This window comes from Streptomyces sp. SCA2-17, from assembly GCF_044336695.1.
Map to the genome: position 1 here is coordinate 5,882,656 of NZ_CP117521.1, position 24,546 is coordinate 5,907,201.

19 protein-coding genes are annotated in these 24,546 nt (G+C 73.0%); 9 read left to right on the forward strand and 10 right to left on the reverse strand.

What is annotated here, in order from left to right; translation table 11 throughout:
- Positions 1-10: 10 nt before the first annotated feature.
- Positions 11-1,309, reverse strand: coding sequence for an ABC transporter substrate-binding protein (locus PS271_RS26335; RefSeq protein ID WP_398385193.1), 1,299 nt, complete (start codon positions 1,307-1,309; stop codon positions 11-13).
- A gap of 158 nt (positions 1,310-1,467) precedes the next feature.
- Between PS271_RS26335 and PS271_RS26340 the strand changes: the two genes are divergently transcribed.
- On the forward strand, positions 1,468-2,514 hold the full coding sequence (locus PS271_RS26340; RefSeq protein ID WP_398385195.1) for a LacI family DNA-binding transcriptional regulator: 1,047 nt from the start codon (positions 1,468-1,470) through the stop codon (positions 2,512-2,514).
- Here the strand turns inward: PS271_RS26340 and PS271_RS26345 are convergent.
- Positions 2,506-2,847 (reverse strand): hypothetical protein, encoded by a 342-nt coding sequence (locus PS271_RS26345; RefSeq protein WP_398385196.1) that lies wholly within the window; start codon positions 2,845-2,847, stop codon positions 2,506-2,508. The two genes, PS271_RS26340 and PS271_RS26345, sit on opposite strands and share 9 nt — an antisense overlap.
- Before the next feature lie 140 nt (positions 2,848-2,987).
- On the opposite strand from PS271_RS26345, the gene PS271_RS26350 reads away from it, so the two are divergent.
- From PS271_RS26350 to PS271_RS26370, 5 genes are all read left to right on the forward strand, one after another.
- Positions 2,988-4,580: an ABC transporter substrate-binding protein gene (locus tag PS271_RS26350; RefSeq protein ID WP_398385197.1), complete on the forward strand. Its 1,593-nt coding sequence runs from the start codon at positions 2,988-2,990 to the stop codon at positions 4,578-4,580.
- 41 nt (positions 4,581-4,621) lie between these two features.
- Positions 4,622-5,578: an ABC transporter permease gene (locus PS271_RS26355; RefSeq protein WP_398387068.1), complete on the forward strand. Its 957-nt coding sequence runs from the start codon at positions 4,622-4,624 to the stop codon at positions 5,576-5,578.
- 37 nt (positions 5,579-5,615) lie between these two features.
- Complete coding sequence (locus tag PS271_RS26360) at positions 5,616-6,443, forward strand: ABC transporter permease (protein ID WP_398385199.1); 828 nt, start codon at positions 5,616-5,618, stop codon at positions 6,441-6,443.
- A gap of 95 nt (positions 6,444-6,538) precedes the next feature.
- Positions 6,539-7,474 carry an oligopeptide/dipeptide ABC transporter ATP-binding protein gene (locus PS271_RS26365; protein ID WP_398387070.1) on the forward strand — a complete coding sequence of 312 codons (936 nt, stop codon included), beginning with the start codon at positions 6,539-6,541 and terminating at the stop codon, positions 7,472-7,474.
- Positions 7,467-8,132 (forward strand): ABC transporter ATP-binding protein, encoded by a 666-nt coding sequence (locus PS271_RS26370; protein WP_398385201.1) that lies wholly within the window; start codon positions 7,467-7,469, stop codon positions 8,130-8,132. Before PS271_RS26365 ends, PS271_RS26370 begins: the two co-directional genes overlap by 8 nt.
- A gap of 91 nt (positions 8,133-8,223) precedes the next feature.
- Here the strand turns inward: PS271_RS26370 and PS271_RS26375 are convergent, their stop codons facing one another.
- On the reverse strand, positions 8,224-9,147 hold the full coding sequence (locus PS271_RS26375; RefSeq protein ID WP_398385202.1) for a DMT family transporter: 924 nt from the start codon (positions 9,145-9,147) through the stop codon (positions 8,224-8,226).
- A gap of 106 nt (positions 9,148-9,253) precedes the next feature.
- Positions 9,254-12,613: a bifunctional lysylphosphatidylglycerol synthetase/lysine--tRNA ligase LysX gene (lysX, locus tag PS271_RS26380; protein WP_398385205.1), complete on the reverse strand. Its 3,360-nt coding sequence runs from the start codon at positions 12,611-12,613 to the stop codon at positions 9,254-9,256.
- Positions 12,614-12,788: 175 nt separating this feature from the next.
- Between lysX and PS271_RS26385 the strand changes: the two genes are divergently transcribed.
- Positions 12,789-12,983: a hypothetical protein gene (locus PS271_RS26385; RefSeq protein ID WP_120758040.1), complete on the forward strand. Its 195-nt coding sequence runs from the start codon at positions 12,789-12,791 to the stop codon at positions 12,981-12,983.
- Positions 12,984-13,062: 79 nt separating this feature from the next.
- On the opposite strand, the gene PS271_RS26390 is transcribed toward PS271_RS26385, so the two are convergent.
- From PS271_RS26390 to PS271_RS26400, 3 genes are all read right to left on the reverse strand, one after another.
- The gene (locus PS271_RS26390; protein ID WP_398385207.1) at positions 13,063-14,469 is read right to left on the reverse strand and encodes a family 2B encapsulin nanocompartment shell protein; all 1,407 of its coding nucleotides are present in this window, start codon (positions 14,467-14,469) and stop codon (positions 13,063-13,065) included.
- Positions 14,470-14,573: 104 nt separating this feature from the next.
- Entirely contained in the window at positions 14,574-15,986 is a 1,413-nt protein-coding gene (locus tag PS271_RS26395; RefSeq protein ID WP_398385208.1) for a family 2B encapsulin nanocompartment shell protein, read from the reverse strand.
- Positions 15,987-16,136: 150 nt separating this feature from the next.
- Positions 16,137-17,357, reverse strand: coding sequence for a phosphodiester glycosidase family protein (locus PS271_RS26400; RefSeq protein ID WP_398385210.1), 1,221 nt, complete (start codon positions 17,355-17,357; stop codon positions 16,137-16,139).
- Between the two features lie 264 nt (positions 17,358-17,621).
- Here PS271_RS26400 and PS271_RS26405 point away from each other — a divergent pair, with 264 nt between their 5' ends.
- Together PS271_RS26405 and PS271_RS26410 are read left to right on the forward strand one after the other, a co-directional pair.
- Entirely contained in the window at positions 17,622-18,506 is an 885-nt protein-coding gene (locus PS271_RS26405; protein ID WP_398385212.1) for a phosphatidylinositol-specific phospholipase C/glycerophosphodiester phosphodiesterase family protein, read from the forward strand.
- A gap of 173 nt (positions 18,507-18,679) precedes the next feature.
- Positions 18,680-19,105, forward strand: coding sequence for a hypothetical protein (locus PS271_RS26410; RefSeq protein WP_398385214.1), 426 nt, complete (start codon positions 18,680-18,682; stop codon positions 19,103-19,105).
- A 26-nt stretch (positions 19,106-19,131) separates the two neighbouring features.
- Here the strand turns inward: PS271_RS26410 and PS271_RS26415 are convergent, their stop codons facing one another.
- The 3 genes from PS271_RS26415 to PS271_RS26425 all read right to left on the reverse strand — a co-directional run bounded on the left by PS271_RS26415 (position 19,132) and on the right by PS271_RS26425 (position 24,357).
- Complete coding sequence (locus PS271_RS26415; RefSeq protein WP_398385216.1) at positions 19,132-20,013, reverse strand: YceI family protein; 882 nt, start codon at positions 20,011-20,013, stop codon at positions 19,132-19,134.
- Between the two features lie 184 nt (positions 20,014-20,197).
- Positions 20,198-21,475, reverse strand: coding sequence for an SWIM zinc finger family protein (locus PS271_RS26420; protein WP_398385218.1), 1,278 nt, complete (start codon positions 21,473-21,475; stop codon positions 20,198-20,200).
- A complete protein-coding gene (locus PS271_RS26425; RefSeq protein ID WP_398385219.1) occupies positions 21,472-24,357 on the reverse strand; it encodes an SCO1167/SCO6262 family helicase in 2,886 nt (961 codons plus the stop codon). Before PS271_RS26425 ends, PS271_RS26420 begins: the two co-directional genes overlap by 4 nt.
- Positions 24,358-24,546 lie beyond the last annotated feature (189 nt).

Here is a 24,546-nt window from a genome sequence, read left to right on the forward strand (position 1 = left end):
TTCACGCCCGTCAGCCCTGCTTGAGCAGCTTGTCGCTCTGCGCGACCGCGTCGTCCAGGGCCTGCTTGGGCGTCTTCTTTCCCTGGAGGGCCTTGGCGACCTCGTTCTTGAGGACGGTCTTCATCTCTTCGCTGAGCACGACCGGCGTGTAATTGACCGCCCCTTTCAGCATCTTCGCCGAGGCGACCCGTACGCGGCCCTCGTCGGTGCCGTCGTCCTTCGTCCAGTAAGGGTCGTCGAGGGAGCCCTTGGTGCTGGGGAAGACGGCGACCTTGTGGGCGAACGCCTCCTGGTTCTTCCGGTCCGTCACGAAGCGGGCGAAGGCGACGGCGGCGGCCTTGTGCTTGCTTCGGCTGCTGACGCCGAGGCCCATGACGTACATATTGGGTTTGCCCGTGTTGTTGGGGGCGTCGGTGATGCCGAGCTCGCGGTAGAGGCCGGGGGCGTTCTTCTTGAAGTTCTCCAGGTCGTGGGCGCTGCCGGGATTCATGGCGACTTTCTGTTCCAGGAACTTCTGGCCCGTCTTGTCCGGGGTGTTGGTCAGGGACTGCGGGTCGAGGCCGCCGAGGTCGTAGAGCTTCTTGTACTCGGTGAGCAGTTCCACGCCTTTCGGTTCGTTGTACGTGAACCGGGTGGCGTCGCCGTTCATCAGCCGCACGCCGTAGCGGCCGAAGTCCTCCACGGCGGGGGTCCCGCCGAGCGTCGCGATCCTGCCGCCCGAGCGCTCGGCGATCGTCCGAGCCGCCGCGAACAGCTCGCCGTAGCTCTTCGGCGGCTTCTCCGGGTCGAGGCCGGCCTGCCGGAACAAGGCCTTGTTGTAGAAGAGCGGGCCGGTGTTGAGGTACCAGGGGAAGGAGTACGAACCGCCCAGGCCGGGCAGCACATTGCCCTCCCACGCCTCCGGGGTGTATTCGCCCTTGAACTCCGCCACGGCCGGCTCCTTGTCGAGGTTCATCAGCAGCCCGGCCTTGGCCAGGGGATAGGACAGGTCCGGGGAGACGTTGACGACGTCGGGCAGGGTGCCCGCGGCGGCGTCGGCGCTCAGCTTGTCCGCGTAGTTGTCGGCGGGCTGGTCCAGCCATGAGACGCGGACGCCCGGGTTGGCCTTCTCGAATTCCGCGACCAGACCGGTGAAATAGTCCTTGAAGTTGCTGCGCAGATTCCACGTCTGGAAGGTGATGTCACCCTCCGGCTTCCCGCCCGCGTCACCTCCCCCGGAGTCCGGGCCGCCCGAGCCGCAGGCGGTCAGCGTGAGGGCGGACACGAGCAGCGGAACGGTCGCGGCGACGGCTCTGCGGGGTATCGGCATGGCCGGCGGGTCTCCTTCGGTCGGGGCCGGGAGGTGCGGTCCAAAAGGTGCCCCGGCAAAGGGAGTTAGTCAATACTTCCGTCAACCGCTAATGCGCTTTAGTGTGTTGCCGTCCAGGATCCGCAGGAACCGCAGGATCCGGTGGAGGGGGGAAGGGGATGCGCCGCACGCCGCCCCGCCGGCCGACGATCAAGGACATCGCACGCCGCGCCGGCGTCTCGGAGAGCGCGGTGTCGTTCGCGCTCAACGGCCGCCCCGGCGTCTCCGAGGCCACGCGCGAGCGCGTGCGCCGCGTCGCCGAGCAGCTCGGCTGGCAGCCGAGCACCGCGGCCCGCGCCCTGTCCGGCGAGGGCGCGGCGACGGTGGGGCTCGTCCTGGCCCGCCCCGCCCGCACCCTGGGCGTCGAGTCGTTCTTCCTGCAACTGGTCTCCGGCGTGCAGGAAGCCCTCGCCACCCGCCGCTTCGGGCTGCTGTTCCAGGTCGTGGAGGACCTCGAAGCCGAGTGCGCGGTCTACCGCCGCTGGTGGGCCGAGCGCCGCGTGGACGGCCTGCTGGTCGTCGACCCGCGCGCCGAGGACCCGCGCCCCGGCCTGCTGGACGAGCTCGGCCTGCCCGCCGTCGTCGTCGGCGCCCCCGACGGCCCGCCCGGCCCCCCGTACGCCGCGATCTCCACCCTCTGGGCCGACGACACCGCCGCGATGACCTCGGTCATCGACCACCTGCACACCCTGGGCCACCGGCGCATCACCCACATCGCGGGCCTGCCCGAACTCGCCCACACCCGCCGCCGCATGGCCTGCCTCCGCGCCGAGGCCGCCCGCCGGGAACTGCCCGACGTGCGGTCGGTGACCACCGACTACTCCGACGCCCAGGGCGCCGAGGCCACCCGCCGCGCCCTGGCCGGCCCCCGCCCGCCCACGGCGATCGTCTACGACAACGACGTGATGGCCGTGGCGGGCCTGGCGGTGGCCGCGGAACGCGGCCTCTCGGTCCCCGGAGACGTATCCGTGGTCGCATGGGACGACTCGGCCCTCTGCCGCAACACCCACCCCACGCTGACGTCCCTCACCCGGGACACCCCCGCCTTCGGCCGCCGCGCAGCGGAACACCTCCTGTCCCTCCTGAACGGCGCCCCACCCGCCCGCATCCAGGACACCACCCCGAGCCTGCTACCCCGCGCCTCCACGGCCCCGCCCTCACGGTGAGACGTAGTCGCCCCACCCGAACGTCGCGACGTACGCCCGCCGCAGCGCGTCCCACCCCCGGCCCCCGCGGAGCAGCACCACCACCAGGGCGACGACGAACCACCCCGCGCAGACCCCGCCGATGGCCCCGTACCACCGCGGCTCGCCGAAGACCACGGCGGCCGTCACGACAAGAACGGTCACGACGAGCCCGACGTGAGCCCCGAAGGCATCGGCCCGCACCACCTCCCGCACGGCCTCCCGCTCCACCCGCATGTCCTCGGCATACCGGCTCTCGGCGGGTGCGGTACTGCTGCCGTCACCGGCAGGCAGTGTCGGCGCGCTGTGTGTCATGGGTCCAATGTCCTTGCACGAGATCTCGACTGGCCCCACCCCCTGGCCATGCCATTCCTTTGCGTATTGTTTAATTGCGAGTGGTTCGCAAAAGCAAGTAGAAGCAAGTAGTAGCAAGTAACCGAGCAGAGGTGTGGGGCATGACGGCCCGGTCCGTACGGGGAGTGGCCGCCACGGCCATGGCAGGCGTTCTCGCGGCAGGGGCGGTGGCCTGTTCGACACCGGGCGGGGGCGGCGCCAAGGGCGCCAAGGACTCTCTCGTCGTCGGTCTGGCCAACGAGCCCGAGACGCTCAGCCCCCTCCTCGGCTACGGCAAGGACGGCAACTCCAAGATCTTCGACGGGCTGCTGCGCCGCGACGCCTCGATGAAGCTCCAGCCCGCCCTCGCCGCCGGGCTGCCGAAGGTCACCGACGACGGCCGTACGTACACCTTCACGCTCCGCAAAGGCGTGAAGTTCAGCGACGGCGAGCCGTTCACCGCCCGGGACGTGGTCTTCACGTACCGCACCATCCTGGACGAGAAGACCAACAACGCCGCCAAGGGCGAGCTCGACGCCATCGACAAGGTCACCGCCGCCGGGGACGACACCGTTGTCTTCGCGCTCAAGTACCCCTACGCGCCCTTCGCCGAGCGCACCGTGCTGCCGATCGTCCCCGAGCACGCGGCCAAGGGGCAGGACGTCAACTCCGGTTCCTTCAACACCGCCCCGATCGGCACGGGCCCGTACGTCCTGACCGGCTGGAGCAAGGGCGAGAAGCTCACCTTCAAGGCCAACCCCGGCTACTGGGGCGGCGAGCCGAAGGTCAAGAAGCTCACGATGGCGATCATCAAGGACGACGACGTGCGCGCCACCCGGCTGCGCTCCGGCGACCTCGACGGCGCCATCCTGCCGCCCAACCTCGCCAAGGGCTTCAAGGGCGACAAGTCCAAGACGACCGTCACCGCCCGCACCACCGACTTCCGCGGCGTGACCCTCCCCACCGCGAACAAGGTCACCGGCGACCTCGCCGTGCGCCGCGCCCTCGACCTCGCCGTCGACCGCAAGGCCATGGTCGACAAGCTCCTCGAAGGCGCCGGCCGCGCCGGCTACGGGCCCGTCCCCACCGACAGCGACTGGTTCGCCAAGGGCACCGAGCGCCCGTACGACCCGGACAAGGCGAAGAAGCTCCTCGACGACGCGGGCTGGCGGACCGGCGGCGACGGCATCCGGGAGAAGGACGGACAGCGCGCCGCCTTCACCCTCTGGTTCCCCGCGGGTGACAAGCTCCGCGAGGAGCACGCCCTCGCCTTCGCCTCCGACGCCAAGAAGGCGGGCATCGAGGTCAAGGTGCAGAGCGGCACCTGGGAGGTCATCGAGCCGCGCATGAAGAACGACGCGGTCCTCGCCGGCGACGGCAACCCCGCCGACCCCGACTTCGACCTCTACAACCTCCTGCACTCCTCCCTGGCCCTCAACGGCTTCAACAACATGGCCGCCTACAGCAACCCCGACGTCGACAAGGCCCTCGAGGAAGGCCGGCGCAGCGGCGACAAGGCGGCCCGCAAGGCCGCCTACGACAAGGTCCAGCAGGGCCTCGCCGACAACCCCGGCTACACCTTCCTCACCCACATCGACCACCTCTACGTCGTCAACGACGCGTGGAAGGACCTCTCCACCCAGGTCGAGCCGCACGACCACGGCCTCGGCGCCGGCCCCTGGTGGAACGTCGAGGACTGGCAGCCCAAACAGTGACCCGCGGTACCACCGGGCTCCCGTGGGGGCCCATGGCACGCATGGCCGGACGGCGGCTCCTCGCCGCCGTCCCCGTCCTGGCGGCCGTCACCTTCGGCGTCTTCGCCCTCGCCGCCGCCTCGCCCTTCGACCCGGCGAAGGCGTACGCCGGCAGTGCCGGACTGGGCGCCCGCCAGGACGTCCTCGACCAGCTGCGCGACAACCTCGGCGCCGACCGGTCCTTCACCGCCCGCTGGTGGGACTGGCTGACCTCGGCCCTCACCGGCGACCTCGGCGTCTCCGCCTCGCTCCGCCAGCCCGTCGCCCAGGTCATCGGCGAACGCATCGGCTGGTCCGTCCTGCTGTGCGGCATCGCCTTCGCCCTGGCGGTCACCGCAGGCACCGCGCTCGGCGTCCTCGCGGCACGCCGCCGCGGTGGCCTTTTCGACCGGGCCGTGACCTCGCTCGCGTACGCGCTGGAAGCCGCCCCGCCGTTCTGGCTCGGCCTCCTCGCCATCTGGCTCTTCGCCCTCAAGCTCGACGCGCTGCCCGCCGGCGGCCTCACCGACACCGGCAGCGACACCGCCACGCCCGGCCGGATCGCCTCCCACGTCGTCCTGCCCGCGGCCGTCCTCGCCGTCTCCCAGCTGCCCTGGTTCATGCTGTACGTGCGCCAGGGCGTCGGCGACGCCCTCGCCGAGGACCCCGTGCGCGGCGCCCGCGCCCGCGGCCTGCGCGAACGCACCGTCCTGCTCGGCCACGCCCTGCGCTCCGGCCTGCTGCCCGTCCTCACCCTCACCGGCTCCCGCGTCCCCGAACTCATCACGGGCGCCCTGCTGGTGGAGACCGTCTTCAGCTGGCCGGGCATCGCCTCCGCGACCGTCGAAGCCGCGACCAAGGTCGACTTCCCGCTGCTCGCCGCCCTGACCGTGCTCGCCACCGCCGCCGTCCTCGCGGGCAACCTGCTCGCCGACCTGCTGTACGGCCTGGCGGACCCGAGGGTGGGCTTCGATGGGTGACCGGATTTCGACGGGTGACCGGATAAGGGGTGGACGGATGAGGGGCGGCCGGACGCGCACCACAGTGTCCGCCGCCGTCATGGCGGCCGTCGTCCTCGCCGCGGTGGCCGTGCCGTTCGCCGTCCCCCTCGACGAACAGGCCGTCGACCTGGCCGCAAAGCTCCGGGCGCCCACCTGGGCGCACCCCTTCGGCACCGACGAAGTGGGCCGCGACCTGCTGCTGCGCAGCGTGTACGGGCTCCGCGTCTCCCTTTTCGTCGGCGTCGCCGCGGCCCTCGCCGCGACCGTGATCGGCACGGCCGTCGGCGCGGCGGCGGGCGCGCTCGGCGGCTGGGCGGACCGCGTCCTGATGCGGCTCGTCGACCTGTTCTCGTCCGTGCCGCACCTGCTGCTCGGCATCTTCGTCGTCACGATGTTCCGCCCGGGCGTCTGGCCCGTCGTCGCCTCCGTCGTCGTCACGCACTGGCTGTCGACGGCGCGCATCGTACGAGCCGAGGTGCTGTCGCTGCGCTCGCGCCCCTACGTCGACGCGGCAGTGTCCGGCGGTGCGTCGCGGTGGAGGGTGACCGTCCGCCACCTGCTCCCCGCCGTCCTGCCGCAGGCCGGCCTCGCGGCGGTGCTGATGGTCCCGCACGCCATCTGGCACGAGTCCGCCCTGTCGTTCCTGGGCCTGGGCCTTCCCACGCACCAGGCGAGCCTCGGCAACATGGTCCAGAGTGCGCGCGGCTCCCTCCTCGCGGGCGACTGGTGGCCGACGCTCTTCCCCGGCCTGTTCATCATCGTCCCCACCCTGGCCGTGGCCGGGCTGGCGGGCGCGTGGCGCGAACGGCTCAACCCACGGAGCCGATCGGAGCTGACGCTGTGAGCCGCGTACCGGCTGCTGACCCCGTACGGGCGGTGGACCCCGTACCGGCCGTGCCCCCCGTCCTGTCCGTACGGAACCTCTCCGTACGTTTCCGCATGCGCGGCGGCCGCGAGATCGCCGCCGTCACCGACGCCTCGTTCGAGCTGGCCCCCGGCGAATGCCTCGCCCTCATCGGCGAGAGCGGCTGCGGCAAATCCGTCCTGGCTTCGGCCCTGCTCGGCCTGCTGCCGCGCAACGCCGAAGCCACCGGCCGGGCCCTCCTGGGCGACCTCGACCTCCTGGCGGCCGACGAGCGCACCCTGGCCCGTACCGTACGAGGCCGCCGCATCGGCCTCGTGCCGCAGAGCCCCTCCGCCCACCTCACCCCCGTCCGCACCGTGCGCTCCCAGCTGGAGGAGACCGTCCGGGAGCTGACGGGCGCCCCCAGGGCCGGGCTGCGGGCGGCGGCCGAAGCCGCGGCCGAGCGGGCGGCCTTCCCCATAAGCCACCTGGACCGCCACCCCCACCAGCTCTCCGGCGGCCTCGCGCAGCGCGCGGCCACCGCCCTCGCCCTCGTCGGCGACGCCCCGCTCCTGCTCGCCGACGAACCGACGACCGGCCTCGACCGCGACCTCGTCGACCGCACGGTGGACGAACTGCGGCGGCACGCCGACGCCGGCCGCGCCCTGCTGATGATCACCCACGACCTCGCGGCGGCCCGGCGCGTGGCCGACCGCGTCGCCGTCATGTACGCGGGCCGCATCGTGGAAGTCACCGGCGCCCCCGCCTTCTTCGGCGAGCCGGGCCCCCGCCACCCCTACGCCCGCGCCCTGCTCGAGGCCCTCCCCGAACGCGCCTTCACCCCGATCCCCGGCATGCCGCCCGAACTCGGCGACCTGCCGGCCGGCTGTGCCTTCGCCGCGCGCTGCGCACGGGCGAGCGACCTCTGCGGGACGGTCCCGGCGACGACCGGCGGCGTCGCCTGCCACCATCCGGTCACTCCCGGCCGTCCGAGCGCCGGCCACCATCCGGAGGAGTCCTCGCGTGCTTGAGCTGAGCCGTATCACCGCGGGGTACGACGCGCGCCGGCCCGTCGTCCGCGGCGTCTCCCTGACGATCGGATCCGGCCGCGCCGTCGGCCTGCTCGGCCCGAGCGGCTGCGGAAAGTCCACCCTGGCCCGGGTGGCCGCCCTGCTGCACCGGCCGGACTCCGGCACGGTCGCCGTCGACGGCGAGCCCGTCCGCGGCGCGCGCCACCGGGCCACGCGCGAGCAGCGCACGGCCTTCGGCGTGGTCTTCCAGCAGCCCCGGCTCGCCGCGGACCCGCGCCTGCGGCTCACCGACCTGATCGCGGAACCGCTGCGGGCGACAGGCCGGCGGGACGAGGCGGCAGCGGCGGTGGCCGCACTGGCCGAGCGCGTCGGGCTCTCCGCGGAGCTCCTCAGGCGGCGGCCGCACGAGGTCAGCGACGGGCAGTTGCAGCGCGCGTGCCTGGCCAGGGCCCTCGTCCTGCGCCCGCGCTGGCTGATCTGCGACGAGATGACGGCGATGCTGGACGCGTCGACGGCGGCCGCTCTCGTGGCGGTCGTGGAGGACTACCGGGCCGAGAGCGGCGCGGGGCTGCTGGCGGTGGGACACGACAAGGTGCTGCTGGACCGCTGGTGCGACGAGACGGTGCAGTGGGACCAGCTGGTGCAGAAGTCGGACTAGCCGGTTCCGCAACCAAACCAGCCGGGTCCGCAACCACATCAAGCCCGTCCGGCGTTTGAGGACCGGGGTCCGGGGCGGAGCCCCGAAAGGCCTAGCGCCGGCTGCCGGCGAGCTCGCGCTCGACCACCGGCTCCGGCGCCTTCGGCGCCCTCCGCACTGCGGCCACAGCAACGCCGGCCAGCACGAGCAGCCCCCCGCCGGCCGCATCGAGCGAAGGCAGGTTTCCGAGGAACACCGCGTCGAGGCCGAGCGCAGCGACCGGCACCGCGTACAGCACCAGCGACGCCGTGGACGCCGTCGTGGCCCGCAGCGTCCGCGACCAGGTCCAGAAGGCCATCGCGGTGCAGCCCACGCCCAGCCACAGCACGGCCAGCGTGCGGTGTCCGTCGGCCGCCGCGATCTGCCCCACCGCTCCGGGGGCCAGCGGGAGCAGCGGCAGCATGCCGAACAGGCTGCCGTAGAAGACGCATTCCGCGCCCGAGTACCTCTTCAGCAGCGGCTTTTGCAGCGCGAACGACGTCGCCTGCGTCGCGGCGGCGCCCAGCACCAGGAGTGCGCCCACGAGCGAACCGCTCCCGCCGCCGGAGGTGACGGCGACGGTGAGCGCACCGGCGAGCGCCACGCCGAGGCCGGCGAGGCCGCGCCTGCCGGGCCGGTCGCCGAGGAAGGCCATGCCGAGCACGGTGGTGAAGACCGGGGAGGCGGCGATCAGCATGGCCGCGGTGCCCGCGTCCACGCTCTGCTCGCCCGCGCACAGCAGCACCTGATAGGCCGTCATCCCGGTGAGTCCGAAGGCCGCCATGCGCAGCGCGTCGGCGCGCCGCAGCCGGCCGATGCGGCCCAGGAACAGGCACGGCAGGAGGAGGACGACGGTGATGGCCATGCGCAGGAGCGCGATCGCGGCCGGGGAGTAGTCCGGCAGCGCCACCTGAATGGCGGTGAACGCGGAACCCCACAGCAGCGCGGTCGCCGCCATCGGTATCCACGGAATGCTGGTGCGCTGTGCCGAGGTCATATTCGCAAGCTAACAACGGCGGATCTATAAGGCAAATAAAAGATTCTATTCCATTCTCAAAGGAATCCTTGGGGGTGCTTGCTGTCACGCCCTCCACGCCCCGCTGTTACCGCCTCCGCACCAACGGGAACGGCAGCGTCTCCCGGATCGACAGCCCCGTCAGGAACATCACCAGCCGGTCCACCCCGATCCCCAGCCCGCCCGTCGGCGGCATCGCGTACTCCAGGGCCCGCAGGAAGTCCTCGTCCAGCTCCATCGCCTCCGGGTCGCCGCCCGCGGCCAGCAGCGACTGCGCGGTCAGCCGGCGCCGCTGCTCGATCGGATCGATCAGCTCCGAGTACGCCGTGCCCAGCTCCGTGCCGAACGCCACCAGGTCCCAGCGCTCCGCGAGCCGCGGATCGGAGCGGTGCGGCCGTGTCAGCGGCGAGACGTCGGTGGGGAAGTCCTTGTAGAAGACGGGCAGCTCCGTACGCTCCTCGACCAGCCGCTCGTACATCTCCAGGACGATGTCCCCGCGCCCGTCCTCCGGCCGGTGCGGCACCCCCGTCGCGTCGCAGAGCCGCCGCAGCACCCCCACCGGCGTGTCCGCATCGACTGCCTCGCCGAGGACCTCCGAGACCGCGCCGTAGACCGTCTTCACCGGCCACGGCCCCGAAATGTCGTGCTCGGCGAGCTTCCCGCCCGCGTCCGGCCGCAGGGCCACCACCGACCCGTGGGCGGCGGCCGCCGCGGCCTGGATCAGCTCGCGCGTCAGGTCGAGCATCACGTCGTAGTCCGCGAACGCCTGATACGCCTCCAGCATCGTGAATTCCGGATTGTGCTTGTACGAAACCCCCTCGTTGCGGAAGGTGCGGCCCATTTCGAAGACCTTCTCCATGCCGCCCACGCACAGCCGCTTCAGATACAGCTCCGGCGCGATCCGCAGATACAGATCGAGGTCGTACGCATTGATGTGGGTGGTGAAGGGCCGGGCGTTCGCGCCGCCGTGGATCTGCTGGAGCATCGGCGTCTCGACCTCCAGGAACCCGCGGTCGAGCAGCCCCTGGCGCAGCGCCTGCACGGCCGCGCTGCGGGCCCGCACCGTCCGCCGCGCCTCCGGCGAGACGGCCAGGTCCACGTAGCGCATCCGCACCCGCGCTTCGGGATCGCTCAGGCCGTGCCGCTTGTCGGGCAGGGGGCGCAGGCACTTGGCGGTCATCCGGGCGTCGCACACGAAGACGGTGAGCTCACCGCGGTCGGTGGTGCCGATCTCGCCCTCCGCCTCGATGTGGTCGCCGAGGTCGATGTGCGTGGCGAAGCGCCGCAGGCCCTCGCGCCCGCAGTCCTCGCGGGTGAACGTCAGCTGGAGGTCGCCCGACCAGTCGCGCAGCACGGCGAACGCGACCCCGCCGTGGTTGCGGACCAGCAGCACGCGCCCGGCCACGGTCGCCCGCTCGCCCGTGCGGGACGAGGGCGGGAGCCCCGCGTGGGCGGCGCGGATCGCGGCGAGCGTGTGCGTACGGCGGGCGTCGACCGGATACGGGTCCACGCCCGCCGCCCGCAGCAGCTCCAGCTTCCGCCGCCGCACCCGCACCTGCTCCGGCAGCCCGGCCAGCCCGTCGTGCCCCGCCTCCCCGGCCCCGGCCTCCAGGCCCAGCTCGGACAGCGGCGGCAGGCCCGCCGTGGACGCCGGGCTGGTGACGCCCCTGGCCCGGCCGCGGCTCCACAGCTGGCCCAGGCTCGGCACCGCGACGAAGCCCTCGGCGATGCCCGCCGCCAGCCCGATCCGCGCCAGCGCACCCGCGTCGGCGTAACACAGGAACCGCGGGTGCCACTCCGGGTTGTACTTCACGTTCGAGCGGTAGAGGGCCTCCAGCTGCCACCACCGGGAGAAGAACAGCAGCAGCTTGCGCCACAGCCGCAGCACCGGCCCCGCACCGATCCGTGCCCCCTCCTCGAACGCGGAGCGGAACACGGCGAAGTTGAGCGAGATGCGCTTGACACCGAACCGGCCCGCCTGCGCGCACAACTGGGCGACCATGAACTCCATGACGCCGTTGGGCGCGGCCCGGTCGCGCCGCATCACGTCCAGCGAAACCCCGTCCCGGCCCCACGGCACGAACGACAACAGGGCGATCATCGTCCCCTCGCTGTCGAAGGCCTCCACCAGCAGGCAGTCGCCGTCGGCCGGGTCGCCGAGCCGGCCCAGCGCCATCGAGAAGCCCCGCTCGGTCTCGGTGTCCCGCCACGCGTCCGCCCGGTGGATGACCTCGCCCATCTCCTCGTCGGTGAGCGCCGAGTGCCGCCGGATCCGGACGGTGGCGCCCGTGCGCTCGACCCGGTGCACGGCCTGCCGCGTCACCCGCATCTCGCGCCCGTCCAGGTCGAACGAGGCGACCTGGAGGATCGCCTCGTCACCCAGCTGGAGCGCGCCCAGCCCCGAACGGGCGTACGCCTTCGCGCCCGCCTCGCTGGCCCCCATCACGGCCGGCTGCCAGCCGTAGCGGCCCGCGACCTCCAGCCACGTGTCGACCGCCGGGGTCCACGCCTCCGGATCGCCCAGCGGGTCGCCCGAGGCCAGGCAGACGCCCGCCTCGACCCGGTACGTCACCGCCGCCTTGCCGCTGGGGGAGAAGACCACGGCCTTGTCCCTGCGCGTCGCGAAGTAGCCCAGCGAGTCCTGGCCGCCGTAGCGGGCCAGGAGGGCGCGGATCCGCGGCTCCTCGTCGTCGTGCAGCGCCGCCTCCAGGCGCTGCGAGCGGAAGAGCGCCATGGCGGCGTTCAGCAGGGCCAGCGCGCCGAACAGCCCGAGCAGGAAGTACAGCCAGTGCGGGGGATGGCCCTCGAAGTGCCGGCCGCTCACCAGCCCGCCGCACACCTTGTTGGCGACGAACAGCAGCCGGTTCCCCGCCCCGCGCTCCAGCGAACCCGGGAACAGCGACACCAGGCCCCAGCCCACCAGGACCGCCACGGCGAGCCCCGCCGCCAGCACCAGCAGCGCCCGCAGGAACGCCCCCCGGCGCGACGCCGCGTAGAACTCCCGCCGGGCCAGGACCAGCAGCGTCATCGCCGCCACGCACAGCACCAGCGAGGGGATCGTGTCCCAGTAGCCCACCGCCAGCAGCAGGGCGTCGGCGATCAGCAGCAGCGTCAGATAGGCCAGGACGAACCAGAGGGTGACCCGCTTGCGGGCGGCCATCGCCGTCGCGAGCAGCAGCAGGAAGACGGCGTACGCGAGGTTCGGGGCCGTGGGGACGGTCAGCGTGTCCAGCGCCCGCGTCAGCGGACCCACCGCCCGCCGCAGCGGCACGATCAGGGACGTGATCGCACAGAACAGGCCGAGGACGCCGAAGAAGATCGCGAAACCGTTGGGAACCCGGTGCAGGAACCGCCGCCACGCGGACTCGCGCTCCCCGCCCTCGCGGCCCTGGGGAGCCGGGGCGGGCCGCTCCGCGGAAGGCCTGCTGTCGGCGGCTGTGCGGCTCATTCCGCCAGCCTAGGCACCCTGCGGGCGGCTTGCCTGCCGAGCGCGGCGGCCCGGACGGCGACGCCCGTACCGGAAATGGCAACGCTCGTACCTGAATGGAGTACACGCGGCGCCGCGGGCCGGGGCGCCCGGTGGGCCAGACTGACGGACACCCGCTCCACCGAGGAGGTTCGCCATGGCCATTTCGCTCTCCGTGGTCCTGTTGTTGCTCGTCCTGGTGGTCGTGTTCATGCGGAGCGGCTCGCTGCGCATGTCGAACGCCCTGGTCTGCGTCCTGCTCGGCTTCCTCCTCGCGAGCACGAGCATCGCGCCGACGATCTCCGACGGACTGAACACCACGGCACGCATCGTGAGCGGCGTACGGCCCTGACGAAGCACGGCCCCGGCGCCGCCCGGGCCGGACCCCGCTGCGGGGAACCCGGCCCGGGCGGCGACGCCGTGCCGCGCGGCTAGCGACCGATCTCGACGTCCTCCAGGACGCCCAGGGCGTCCGGCACGAGGATCGCCGCCGAGAAGTAGGCGCTCACCAGGTACGAGGAGATGGCCTGGTCGTTGATGCCCATGAACCGTACGTTGAGGCTCGGCTGGAACTCGTCCGGGATGCCGGTCTGGTGCAGGCCCACGACACCCTGGTTGTCCTCGCCGGTCCGCATCGCGAGGATCGAGCTCGTCCCGGACTCGCTGATCGGGATCTTGTTGCAGGGCAGCAGCGGCACCCCGCGCCACGAGCGCACGGACGAGCCCAGGACGTCGAGGGACTGCGGGTAGAGACCACGGCTGGTGCACTCCCGGCCGAACGCCGCGATGGTCCGCGGGTGGGCGAGGATGAACTGGGTCTTGCGGCGCCGCGCGAGCAGCTCGTCGAGGTCGTCGGGGGTGGGCGGGCCGCTGCGGGTGTGGATGCGCTGGCTGATGTCGGCGTTGTGCAGCAGGCCGAACTCGCGGTTGTTGACGATCTCGTGCTCCTGGCGCTCGCGCAGCGCCTCGACCGTCAGCCGCAGCTGCTGCTCGAGCTGGCTCATCGGGTCGTTGTAGAGGTCGGCGACGCGGGTGTGGATGCGCAGGACGGTCTGGGCGACGCTCAGTTCGTACTCGCGCGGGGAGAGCTCGTAGTCCACGAAGGTCCCGGTGATGGCCGGCTCGCCGACGTGGCCGGACGTCACGGCGATGTCGGCCTCACCGCGCTTGTTCGCCGGCTTGGCGGGGCGGGAGGCGAACGCCTCGACGTGCTCGCGCAGGGCGTCGGAGCGCTCGGCCAGCTCCTGGAAGGCCTGCAGCGGGAGCGCGAGCACCGTGCTGCGGGTCACGGCCCGGACGCTGAACTGCCAGGTGCCGTCGGGCTCCAGGGGCACCCGCTCCCCGAAGTAGTCGCCGTCGGCCAGCACGCCGAGCACGGTCTCGTCGCCGTACTTGCCGGTGCCCGTCTTGTTGAGCTTGCCGTGGGCGACGAGGAAGATGTGGTCGGCCGGGGTGCCGGCCTCGACGAGCGTGTCACCGGCGGCGTACTCGCGCTGGACGAAGCCGTTCGCCAGCGCCTCCAGCGTGTCGTTGTCGCCGAAGTCCCGCAGCAGCGGCAGCTCCCCGAGCTCCGGCGGGATGACCCGGACCTCCGAGCCGGTCGAGATGAACTCGACCCGGCCGTCCCCGACGGTGTACGTGAGCCGCCTGTTCACCCGGTAGGTGCCGGCGGACACCTGCACCCATGGCAGCACGCGCAGCAGCCAGCGGGAGGAGATCCCCTGCATCTGCGGTACGGACTTGGTCGTCGTGGCGAGCTGGCGGGCCGCGGAGGTGCCGAGGCTGAGCTGCGCCTCCCCGGACTGTGCGGCCACTCCGGACTCGACTGACGTGGTCATAGCTGGTTGTCACCCATCTGTGTGCGGTACTCGGCGCGGACTCGCGGGCTCGCGGATCCGCAGTGCGCGGGACGTGGTGCGCGGACGTGGTGCGACGGCCGGGATCAGTGCCCGATCTCGACGTTCTCCAGAATTCCGAGGGCGTCCGGCACCAGGACGGCGGTGGAGTAGTAGGCACTCACCAGGTAGGAGATGATGGCCTGTTCGCTGATTCCCATGAAACGCACGGAAAGGCTGGGCTGGTATTCATCGGGAATTCCCGTGCGGTGCAGTCCGACGACACCCCGGGATTCCTCTCCGGTGCGCATCAGGAGAATGGAGCTGGTGCCGTTCTCGCTGATCGGGATCTTGTTGCACGGGAAGATGGGAATTCCGCGCCAGGCGGGCACCGAGTGGCCGCCCACGGCGGCATTGTCCGGATACACGCCGCGCCGGTTGAATTCGCGGGCGATCGCCGCGATCGTGCGCGGGTGGGCCAGCAGGAAGCCGGGGTCCTTCCAGACCGTGGCGAGCAGCTCGTCGAGGTCATCGGGGGTGGGCGGGCCGCTGCGGGTGTGGATGCGCTGCTTGAGGTCCGCGTTGTGCAGCAGGCCGAACTGCCGGTTGTTGATCATCTCGTGCTCCTGGCGCTCGCGCAGGGCCTCGATGGTCAGCCGCAGCTGCTGCTCCACCTGGTTCATGGGCTCGTTGTAGAGGTCGGCGACGCGGGTGTGGACGCGCAGGACCGTCTGGGCGACGCTCAGCTCGTACTCGCGCGGGGAGAGCTCGTAGTCCGCGAAGACGCCGGGCAGCACCGGCTCTCCGGAGTGGCCGGCGGAGACGTCGATGGCGGACTCGCCGTCCTCGTTCCGGGGGCGGGCGGCGGCCGCGCGGAACGCCTCCACATGGGAGCGCAGCTCCTGCGAACCCTCCAGGGCCTCCTGGAACGCCTGACGCGGCAGGGTCAGGACCGTGCAGGCGGTGACGGCCTTGATGGTGAAGTCCCAGTTGCTCTCCGAGGCCGCGGCCAGGGCCTTGTCGCCGAAGTAGCCGCCGTCGGCGATGACGCCGAGGACAGCCGGGTCCCCGTACTCGCCCTGGCGGATCTTGCTGAGCTTGCCGTGGGCGACCAGCACCACCTGGTCAGCCGGCTGCCCGGCCTCCACGAGGACGTCACCCGGCCGGAGCTCCCGCTGGGTGAAGCGGCCCGCGAGGGCTTCCAGCACCGCCGGGTCGCCGAAGCCGCGCAGCAGCGGGAGCTCGCCCAGCTCCGCCGGGATGACCCGGACGTCGGCGCCCGTCGAGACGAACTCGACCCGGCCGTCGCCCAGCGTGTGCGTCAGGCGCCGGTTGACCCGGTACGTGCCGCCCGGGACGTGCACCCACGACAGCATGCGCAGGAGCCACCGCGAGGTGATTCCCTGCATCTGCGGCACGGACTTTGTCGTGGTCGCCAGATTCCGCGCGGCCTCGGTGCCCAGGCTCAGCCGGCCGGGGCCGTTATTGCCGTCGGTGCCGGTCTCCACTGACGTCGTCATATCGGAATGCCCACCCATCCGTTAAGGACCGCCCGCAGCCCCTACGGACGGGCTGCGGGCGTGCCGAAGAATTCCCCTTGACCGCCTTCGAAGCTAGCAGTGGGATATCAGCGGGCGCAGTCACTCAAAAGGGTGGATTGATCGATGATGTTACGTTCGGACCAAAACGCCGATGCCGTTCGCCACCGGCCGTTCCGCGCCGCCCGACGGATGATTGCGAACCGTCGTCCGGCCGCTGTCCGCATCGCGGGTGACCAGCGTGCTGGAGCCGCCCCCGTCCAGGTTCACGGCGTCGTCCGCGCCCAGATCCCGCATCAGGTCGGCGAGCTCGGCGACGGTGAGCCCCGAGCGGTAGCCGGAGCCGCCGTCCAGCGCCAGCAGATAGAACAGCCGGCCGCTCCCGCTCACACCGGCGGAGGTCCGCACCGCGGAGGTCGCGGAGTCCAGCCCGGGCACCGGCCGGCCGTCGCGCAGCACGGGGAACCCGCCGACCGCGAAACGCAGCGCCCCCCGCTCGGCGGGCTGCAGCCGCTCCTCGACGCGCACCGCGTCACCGGCCTTCAGCCGGCGCAGCTCGCGCGCCCCCGCCTCACGCCCGACGAGCACCACCGTGCCCGAGGGGATCGGGCCGTGGCCCGGCTTGTGCGCCGCTGACACCACCTTGCCGTGCCGGGCCGTCAGTTCGTAGGTGTCGTCCGTGCACGGCGCGGCCCTGTCGGCGTCCGTGCCGCAGGCCGCCCTGAGCCGTGACGCCGAACCCCAGGAGGAGTTGTACGCCCCGATTCCGCCGACCGGGAGGGCGTATTGGTTGAAGCCGCGCAGCGGCAGCCGCTTGCCCTTGGCGGTCATGGTGCCCGTCAGCGTGAGCCGGTCCAGCCGGCCCCGGGCGTCGGTGCCCAGGCCGATGACGTCCCGGGTGGTGGTACCCGGGGGCATCGCCGGGCCGAAGCGCTGGCCGTCCGGCACGGCGGCGCCGAGCCGGCGGCCGCCCGCGACGGACGGGCCGACCGGCGCACCCGTGGCCTCGACCCCGGGGTGCTGGGTCTCCGTGATGTTGAAGAAGTCGCCGTTGACCCCGGCCACCGCGCCGCGGGCGGCCGTCATCCGCGACACCGTCGCCCGCGCGGCGACGGAGCCCGGGTACAGCAGGTCGAGCGAGACGCCGGGCTCGCTCAGATCCACCTTCAGCACATGTCCGTACGCCGGGCCGTGGGAGGCGTCCGGCAGGGAGAACTCCCGGTACGCCACACCGGGTGCGACGGGGGCCGGGGCCCCCAGCCGCAGCGCGGGCCGGTCACCCGCATCCGCCAGGGCGGTGCCCCCGCCGATCAGCGAGGTCCACGCCACCAGAACCGTCAGTACCGAGCGCACACGTCTTCTGTGTCTCTTCACAGTCACCCCAGAGGTCCCGTCAACTCTGGCACGGAGCAGAACGGTTCACTATGCCCCGAAAGAACGACAGGCCACGCGAAAGAACGACAGGAAACGCGCCGGCGTCGACGCGGGCAACTCTCGGCACATGCCTGCCCAGGGACTCAGCGGGCCCCGATACTCACAGGTACCGGCCCGTGCGGACGGACCACCGCCCACCGGCCGGCACCGACGGGGAGTTCCTGGAGAACTGGGAGAGCTGCCATGAGCCTTCGTACGCGCCGCGCGGCCGTCGTCACCTTCGGAGCCGCCCTCGGCGCCGCGCTCACGGGGTCCTTCGCCGCGCCGGGCTACGCCGCCCCGGCGGCGGTGGAGCGGTACGCCTCCGGCGCGCCGGGCAGGCCGCCCCTTCGCCGCGCGCACGCGCACAACGACTACGAGCACCCCCACCCCCTGGCCGATGCGCTCAGCCATGGGTTCGGCAGCGTCGAGGCGGACGTCTGGCTCGTGGACGGCGAGCTCCTCGTCGCCCACGACGCGTCCGGCCTCGACCCGGCCCGCACCCTCGAAGCCCTGTACCTCGACCCATTGCAGCGCCGGGTCAGAGCCGGTCACGGCCGGGTCTACCCGGGGTACGACCTCTCGCTGAAGCTGCTCGTCGACATCAAGAGCGACGGCGCCGCGACGTACCGGGAGCTCTCGCGGCGGCTGCGCCGCTACGGCACGCTGTTCACGTCCTGTGCCGACGGCCGGATCCGCCGGGGCGCCGTCACCGCCGTGATCTCGGGGGACCGGGGCGCCCGGGGGCCCATGGAGCAGGAGCGGCTGCGCCACGCGTTCTACGACGGCCGGCTCGCCGACCTCGGTGCCGGCGCCCCCGCGTCCTTCGTCTCCCTGGTGAGCGACAACTGGAACAGTGTGTTCGGCTGGCAGGGCACCGGTCCCATGCCGTCCGCGGAGAGGGCCCGCCTCCGGCACATCGTTTCCACCGCGCACGCGGAGGGCCGGACCGTACGGTTCTGGGCCACGCCGGACCGGCCCGGCCCGGCGCGCGAGGCCGTGTGGCGGGAACTGCTCTCCGCGGGCGTGGACTTCCTCAACACGGACGACCTCGCGGGCCTCGAAACATTCCTGCGTGGGGCGGGCTGAGCGTAGGAAGCTTCGTTGGCAGATTGAGTGTTCGTTGGCGGGTTGAGCGCGCGGCTCCGGGATCTTGCGGCACGTCCGCGGGCCGCTCGGCGGAATGTCCTGGTCCGGGGCGGATTGTGTAGCGGTACCGTCACCGCCTTCCGTGCGTGCGCGCCCGGCGGGACGCTGGCCGTATGGCCACTCCACCTGGACCGCCGTACGGGCCGCCCCCGGGCGGCTTCGGGCCCGCCCAGCCGCCGTGGGACGCGCCTCCGCCGCCGCCCCCTCGCCGGAGCGGCGGCGGGCGCAGGGCCGCCCTCCTCGCCGCCGCCCTGGTGGCGGTCGCGGCGCTCGGGCTGGGCACTGTCCTCGTCGTCGGCAGCAAGGGCGGCAAGCCGGGCGGGCCGGGTGACGGCACGTCGCCCGGCGGGACCGCCTCGCCTTCCCTGACCGTCCCCAGCGGGCTTCCGTCCCAGTGGCCGACGGCGCTGCCGTCGGGCCTGCCCAGCGGCTTCCCCACGGGCTTCCCGAGCAGCCTGCCGACGTCCTTGCCCACCGGCCTGCCGAGCGGCTTCCCCACGGGCCTGCTGCCGGTCCCCGGCGCCGGCGGCGGACACTGACCGCCGCGCCGGCTGCGCACGGGCCGTCAGGCGGCGGGTTCCTGCTGCGGAACGGCCTGGATGTCGAGCTCGATCCTGATGGTGGCGCCGATCATGGCGATGCCGCGCCGGAGCATGGAGCGCCAGTCCAGGGTGAAGTCCTCGCGGTGCAGTTCGGTCGAGGCCGAGCAGGCCGTGCGGGTCTCGCCCATGATGCCGGTGCCGATTCCCAGGTAGCGGGTGTCCAGCGCGATGTTCCGGCTGACGCCGTGCAGGTTGAGCACGCCCTGCACCGTCCACCGCGAGCCGCCCCGGTGGACGAAGCGCTCACTGGTGAACTGCATGTACGGGTAGTGGGCGACGTCCAGGAACTCCGCCGAGCGCAGGTGCTCGTCGCGCTGCGCGACCCCCGTGTCGATGCTGGCCGTGTCGATCACGACGTCGAGGCTGGAGTGCTGGATGTCCTCGGCGATCCACAGGGTGCCCTCGAAGAGGTTGAAGCGCCCGTGCACCTCGGCGAGCCCGATGTGCCGGGCGATGAAACGCACCGCCGTGTGGTCCGGGTCGATACGCCAGGCGCCCGGCGCGGGCATGGCCGGCGCCGGGGCCGTCTCCATCGCGACGGTGCCGAGGGAAGTGCTGACGCCCTCCGCGCAGGTGACGGTGCTCAGGACGGGCCGGAACCCGTCGGCCGACAGCGCGAGGCTGTACTCGCCGGGCGCGACGGTCGTCGCGAACCGGCCGTTCGGGTCGGTCTGCCCGTGCACCACTTCCTGCCCGGCGGCGTCCCGCACGGAGACCTCGGCTCTGTGCAGCGGTGACTGCGCCGTGTCGACCACGGCGCAGTCGAGGGCCCCCGCTCCGAGCGGAATCGGCGTGGTCTCCGGGCGGGAGAAACGCGTGAACCGGCGGAGCAGGGCGAAAGCCATCCCAAAGGGCCTTTCTATGTCCAGAAGGTGATCGAACTGTAGATCACCATAATCTGTCACTGATCGGCAGAATCCTCGGGGTTGCCTATGAAAGGTTCCTTTTTATTCCTCTTCGCCTTCGAATCGCTGGCGTGTGGGGGGAGGCGCGTCCTCAGGAAGGCGCGTTCTCAGGAAGGTGCGTCTGTCAGGAGGGTGCCTCCGCCAGGAGCGCGGCGAGCGCGGCCGCCGGGTCGCTTTCGCAGGGCCCCGCGGGCTCCCAGCGCCCGCCCTCCTTCCGGTACGGCCACCAGCGGCCGTCCCTGCCGTAGCGCAACTGCGCGCCCGTGCCCACGACGGTCCAGCGGTTACGCACGGCCCGCAGCCGCGGAGCCTCTTCCTCCGCCCACGCGGCCGCCAACCGGGCGCGGGCGCGCGCGAGCGCCTCGGGCTCCGGGGTCCACTCCTCCTCCAGGACGGCGAGCGAGGCGGGCCCGCCGTGCTGCCACGCCCGTACCGCCCGGTCGAGCCCGGACCGCTCCCGCCCGCAGCCCGCCGCGAGCCGTACGGGGATCCGCTCGTCCGGGCCGGCCGCGGCGAGCCGTACGGCGTCCTCCCACAGCGTGAGCTCCCGCGCGACCGGAGCGCGGTCATGGCCCGGGGCCAGCGCCTCGGCCAGCAGCTGCCGGGCCCGGGCCGCCGCGGCCGCCACCAGGAACTCCAGCGCCCCCGCGTCCAGTCCGGGCGCGGGCGCAACGTCCCCGTCGAGCACCGGCGAACGGCCCGGCGCCTCCACCGCGGGAGGCGGACCGGGCAGCGGGTCCACGGAAGCGTCCTCGGCGAACGCCTCCGCGGCCGGCACCCCGGAACGCCGTCCCGCCCCAGGCGCCCGGTCCGGCCCGGCCGCGGCATTGCGCTCCTGCAACTCGTCCAGCAGCTCGCGCTCCCCGCGCCCGCGCATCAGCAGCAGCACAAACGGGTCCCGGTCGAGCAGCAGCGCCATCTGATGGCACAGCGCCGCGGTGTGCGCGCAGTGGTCCCAGGTCCCGCACGAGCACTCCGGCTCCAGGTCCCCGATGCCCGGCAGCAGTTCGACCCCCGCCGCCAGCGCGTCCTCGGCCAGATGCGGCGGTATGTCGCGGTCGAGCAGGGCCGCGATGTACCCGGCCTGACCCGCCACCAGCTCCAGGAACCGCTCCCAGTCGGCCGCACCGAACTCCTGCACCACCACGTCGGCGCGGTACGGAGTGCCGTCCAGGTCCCGCACGACGGCCGTGATGCGGCCCGGACGCACCGAAACCGCCCCCACCGCGCCCGCGCGCGCGTGCCTGCGTCCTTCCTTCACCTGCTTGCCGTCCAGCGCCGTGTCCTCCAGCGCCTTGAGCCACGCCCGGCCCCACCAGGTCCGTGCGGAGCCCCACCCGGCCCCGGGCGGCAGCGCCGCGTAGGTGCGCTCCGCCCGGCCGGTGACTTCCTGTCCGGTCAACGCCCGTTCCCCCTCAGTGCGACGAGATCCGCCAGCTCGGCATCGGTCAGTTCGGTTACGGCCGCCTCGGCGCTCCCCAGGACCGCGTCCGCGAGCGCTTGCTTGCGGACGAGCATCTCGGCGATGCGGTCCTCGACCGTGCCCTCGGTGACGAACCGGTGCACCTGCACCGGCTGCGACTGGCCGATCCGGTACGCACGGTCGGTCGCCTGCGCCTCGACCGCCGGGTTCCACCACCGGTCGAAGTGCACGACGTGCTCCGCCCGGGTGAGGTTGAGGCCCGTACCGGCGGCCTTCAGGGACAGCAGGAAGACGGGTACTTCACCGTCCTGGAAGCGGCGCACCATCTCCTCTCGGCGCGGGACGGGCGTGCCGCCGTGCAGCAGCTGCGTGCGGACGCCGCGCGCCCCCAGGTGCTGCTCCAGGAGGCGGGCGGTCGCCACGTACTGCGTGAAGACCAGCACGCTCGCCCCCTCGGCGAGGATCGTGTCCAGCAGCTCGTCCAGGAGCTCGACCTTGCCCGAGCGCCCGGCGATCCGCGGGGACTTCTCCTTGAGGAACTGCGCCGGGTGGTTGCAGATCTGCTTCAGGCCGGTCAGCAGCTTGACGATCAGGCCGCGCCGCTCGAAGCCGTCCGCTCCCTCGACCTCGGCGAGCATCTCCCGCACCACGGCCTCGTACAGGCCGGCCTGCTCCTTGGTGAGCGCCACCGCGCGGTCCGTCTCCGTCTTCGGCGGCAGCTCCGGCGCGATGCCGGGGTCGGACTTGCGGCGGCGCAGCAGGAACGGGCGTACCAGGGCCGCGAGGCGCTCGGCGGCGGCCGGGTCCGCCCCGCCCTCGACGGCCTGGGCGTAGCGCTTGCGGAACCTGCTCAGCGGACCGAGCAGCCCAGGAGTCGTCCAGTCGAGGATCGCCCACAGCTCGGAGAGGTTGTTCTCCACCGGCGTGCCGGAGAGCGCCACGCGTGCCTTCGCGCCGATCGTGCGCAGTTGTTTCGCGGTCTCGGAGTACGGGTTCTTGACGTGCTGGGCCTCGTCCGCGACGACCAGGCCCCAGGACGGGCCGGCCAGCTGCCGCGCGTCGAGCCGCATCGTGCCGTACGTGGTGAGCACGAACTCCCCGTCGGACAGCCCCTCCAAGGACCGCGACGCGCCGTGGAACCGGCGTACGGGCGTGCCGGGCGCGAACCGCTCGACCTCCCGCTGCCAGTTGCCCACCAAAGACGCGGGGCAGACGACCAGCGTGGGGCCGGCCGCGTCGGGCAGCGTCTGCCGGTGCAGGTGGAGGGCGATGAGGGTGACGGTCTTGCCGAGCCCCATGTCGTCGGCGAGGCAGCCGCCCAGCCCGAGCGAGGTCATCCGGTGCAGCCAGTCCAGGCCGCGCAACTGGTAGTCGCGCAGGGTGGCGGCGAGCGCGGCGGGCGGGGGAACGGGGTCGCGGCCGTGCTCCGGGTCGGCGATGCGGTCGCGGAGCGCCGCCAGCCAGCCGGTGGGCCGGACGTCGACCTGAGGGCCGTCCTCGTCGCCGTCGTCGGTGTGCGCCCTGCCCGTCAGGGCGGCGCCCAGCGCTTCGACCGGTGTGAGCTTGCGGTCCTGCCGGCCGCGGGCGCGGCGCACCGCTTCGGGGTCGACGAGCACCCACTGGTCGCGCAGCCGCACGGCGGGCCGGCCGGCCTCCGCGAGCCGGTCCAGTTCGTCCTGGGTCAGCTCCAGGCCGCCCACGGCGAAGCGCCAGCGGAAGGTGAGCAAGGCGTCGGCCGAGAGCAGGGACGGCATGCCGGAACGCTCGTGGCCGGGCCCGGGGCCGTCGTCGTCCGGAGGGCCCACGACGGCCCGCGCGGTGAACGTGCGGACGAGCTCCTTCGGCCAGTGCACCTCGACCCCGGCCGCGTCCAGCGCCGCGGAGGCGGCGCCCAGCAGCTCCCCGACCTCGTCGTCGGCGAGGTCGACGGCGTCGGGGACCGCGGCGGACAACAGCGGCGCGAGTGCGGGCCAGGCGTGGGCGGCCCGGCGCAGCGCGAGCAGCGCCTTCATCCGGGCGTCCCGGCCCAGCGCCGCGCCTGCCGGCGGCTCCCCGGACCACACCACGGCGGCGTCGGCCACGAGGGCCGGGTCGGAGAGGCTGTGCAGCTGCGGGACGGCCCGGAAGCGCGGGGCGGCCCGCCCCTCGCCGTTGAGGGGGCCCAGAGCCTCGATGCGCAGCGAGAGTCGCACGCCCGCGTCGTGCCCGGCGGCGACGCCCTCCGCCCAGGCGCGCTGCTCGGGCAGGCGGCGCGGCTCGGGAGCGGCGAAGGCGGGCCCGCCGGCGGCGAGGGCCGCGGCGGGGGAGCGCGGCAGCCCGTCGGCGACCGCGTCCAGGAAGGCACGCACGAGCTGCTCCGGCTCGGGGAGCAGCAGGGGGCCGGAGCCCGGGAGCGGTACGGCGCGCGCCGCGGGCGGCATGGCGGCTGCCAGGTCGCGTACGCGGCGCAGGTCGTCGGCGGTGAGAGGGCCGACGCGCCACGCGTCGTGGTCGGTCGCCGACAGCCCGGGCAGCAGGCGCCCGCGCGCCGCCAGTTGCAGGGCGAGGACAGCGGCGGCGCCCCAGAAGGCGGCCGCCTCGTCGGCCCGCGCGGCCCGGGCGCGGGTGAGGACGGGGACGGCGTCGCGCACGGGCAGGACGGCGGCCCGGACGGTCGTCGTCGTGACGCCGGCGCCGTCCGCGACGGCGATGGTCAGGTCTTCGACGCCGCCAGGGGAGGCGGGCGGTTCGCCGTCCGGGAGCCGGAAGGCGACCCGCCCGGTGCGCGCGGGGTCACCGGGGAGGAAGACGGCGGAGCAGTGGGCGAGCCGGGAGATCTCGGAGGGTGTTGCGGCAGAGGGCGGTGTCACAGCGCTGCGCATTCCTCAAATTTGACTAGTCGGGGTCCGGAGCCGCCGAGGGTACAGGAAGGGCGCTCCCGGCGAAGGCGGCCACGGCGTGAGCCGGGCCACACCTCCGGAGCCGGGGTGTACCCAAACCCCCGTGCCCGGCGGGGGGTTTGCCCCAGCAGGAGCCGGGTGGTGACGCCATGGCTCCCCACCGGCTCCGAT

Bases quoted from the DNA above. Each gene is read 5' to 3' on its own strand.
- PS271_RS26335 (WP_398385193.1), bottom strand. From the start codon at position 1,309: ATGCCGATACCCCGCAGAGCCGTCGCCGCGACCGTTCCGCTGCTCGTG.
- PS271_RS26340 (WP_398385195.1), top strand. From the start codon at position 1,468: ATGCGCCGCACGCCGCCCCGCCGGCCGACGATCAAGGACATCGCACGC.
- PS271_RS26345 (WP_398385196.1), bottom strand. From the start codon at position 2,847: ATGACACACAGCGCGCCGACACTGCCTGCCGGTGACGGCAGCAGTACC.
- PS271_RS26350 (WP_398385197.1), top strand. From the start codon at position 2,988: ATGACGGCCCGGTCCGTACGGGGAGTGGCCGCCACGGCCATGGCAGGC.
- PS271_RS26355 (WP_398387068.1), top strand. From the start codon at position 4,622: ATGGCCGGACGGCGGCTCCTCGCCGCCGTCCCCGTCCTGGCGGCCGTC.
- PS271_RS26360 (WP_398385199.1), top strand. From the start codon at position 5,616: ATGAGGGGCGGCCGGACGCGCACCACAGTGTCCGCCGCCGTCATGGCG.
- PS271_RS26365 (WP_398387070.1), top strand. From the start codon at position 6,539: ATGCGCGGCGGCCGCGAGATCGCCGCCGTCACCGACGCCTCGTTCGAG.
- PS271_RS26375 (WP_398385202.1), bottom strand. From the start codon at position 9,147: ATGACCTCGGCACAGCGCACCAGCATTCCGTGGATACCGATGGCGGCG.
- lysX (WP_398385205.1), bottom strand. From the start codon at position 12,613: ATGAGCCGCACAGCCGCCGACAGCAGGCCTTCCGCGGAGCGGCCCGCC.
- PS271_RS26385 (WP_120758040.1), top strand. From the start codon at position 12,789: ATGGCCATTTCGCTCTCCGTGGTCCTGTTGTTGCTCGTCCTGGTGGTC.
- PS271_RS26390 (WP_398385207.1), bottom strand. From the start codon at position 14,469: ATGACCACGTCAGTCGAGTCCGGAGTGGCCGCACAGTCCGGGGAGGCG.
- PS271_RS26395 (WP_398385208.1), bottom strand. From the start codon at position 15,986: ATGACGACGTCAGTGGAGACCGGCACCGACGGCAATAACGGCCCCGGC.
- PS271_RS26405 (WP_398385212.1), top strand. From the start codon at position 17,622: ATGAGCCTTCGTACGCGCCGCGCGGCCGTCGTCACCTTCGGAGCCGCC.
- PS271_RS26410 (WP_398385214.1), top strand. From the start codon at position 18,680: ATGGCCACTCCACCTGGACCGCCGTACGGGCCGCCCCCGGGCGGCTTC.
- PS271_RS26415 (WP_398385216.1), bottom strand. From the start codon at position 20,013: ATGGCTTTCGCCCTGCTCCGCCGGTTCACGCGTTTCTCCCGCCCGGAG.
- PS271_RS26425 (WP_398385219.1), bottom strand. From the start codon at position 24,357: ATGCGCAGCGCTGTGACACCGCCCTCTGCCGCAACACCCTCCGAGATC.